Source organism: Agrobacterium sp. NPDC090283 (assembly GCF_044769685.1).
Taxonomy (GTDB): Bacteria; Pseudomonadota; Alphaproteobacteria; order Rhizobiales; family Rhizobiaceae; genus Agrobacterium.
In genome coordinates this window covers 1-1171 of the sequence record NZ_JBIVYG010000054.1, presented here as the reverse complement: position 1 = coordinate 1171, position 1171 = coordinate 1, and the positions used below count along the sequence as shown (strand labels likewise).

Genomic DNA, 1171 nt, shown 5'->3' with positions numbered 1-1171 from the left:
TAGGGCTTCTCGCCGGATCGCAGCTCGACCATGTAGGTGCGTCGGTCCGTGGTGATGACGAGATTGGTGGTGATGTCGGCGCGTGTGGGCTTCACCAGCACATGCACCCGACGGGCCACGCCGGAACCGGATTCCGTATCGCCGATGATCCAGCGGGCGGTATCGCCGGCGGCGATCGGCCCGGCGCCGGTCAGGCTCTCGCCGGGTTCGAGCGCGATATTGGTGATCTGGCCGGGCGCGGCATAGACCTGATAGAGCGCGCCGTCCGACCAGGGATAGACCTGAATGGCGTTGAAATATCCTTCGCGGCGCGGCTGCACGCGGGCGGCGGCATTGGCGTTCTCGACGCGGCCGGTCGCCGTGCTGGCGGTCTGACCGCCGCGCGCGACCGTCCAGGCCGGAGGAACATGCAGCGGTTTCAACCGCTCATCCGCCACGGCGGCGGGAATGGCTGGCAGCGGCGGGACGCTATTGTCGTAGCTGATCTGCGGCGGCTTGGTGGAGGCGCAGCCGGCGAGCATGGTCGCCGAAAGCAGAACGGCCGCGATTGCGGGCTTGAGGATCGCGCGGTTCATTGGCCCATCTCCCGCGACCAGTTGATGGCGTTGACATAGATGCCGAGCGGATTGGCTTTGAGCCGTTCGGCGTCGCGTGGCGGCTGGACGGCAATGGTCAGGATCGCGGTCCATCGTTCCGTGCCGGAGAGCTGGCCGTTCTCGAAATGCCGCTCCGTCCAGGCGACGCGGAAGCTGTCGGGCGAAGCGCGGATGACACTGGAAACATCGACGGCGATCTGCTGCTTGCCGACTTTGGTGAAGGGATCATTGGTGCGAGCATAATCGTTGAGTGCGCCTGCACCGCGATCCGTGGTCCATTCGTAGGCGCGAAGCCAGTTCTGGCGCACGACGATCGGATCGGCGGGGATGCTGCGCACCTGCTCGATGAAGCGGCCGAGATGCCATGCGATCTGCGGATCCGTCGGGCGGAAGTCGGCGGTCGCCGGAGCGATGCTCTGCGCTTGGCCGAGCTTGTCGACCTGCACCACCCAGGGAACGACGGTGCCCTGCACCGACTGCCAGACGAGCGCAGCGGCGAAGCCTCCAGAGAGAACCAGCGAGCCGAAGGCCATGTAGCGCCAGTTCTTGGCCTGCACGCGGGCCGAGCCGATCCG

General features: G+C 66.6%; 2 protein-coding genes. Both read right to left on the bottom strand.

Going from position 1 to position 1171, the window contains the following annotated elements; translation table 11 throughout:
• Positions 1-575: TrbG/VirB9 family P-type conjugative transfer protein (locus tag ACIQUH_RS27890; protein WP_400821446.1), on the bottom strand; the 575-nt coding region annotated here is incomplete at its 3' end.
• Positions 572-1171, bottom strand: a 600-nt coding sequence (gene trbF, locus ACIQUH_RS27885; RefSeq protein WP_400821444.1) for a conjugal transfer protein TrbF, incomplete at its 5' end; no start/stop codon positions are given. The genes trbF and ACIQUH_RS27890, both read right to left, overlap by 4 nt.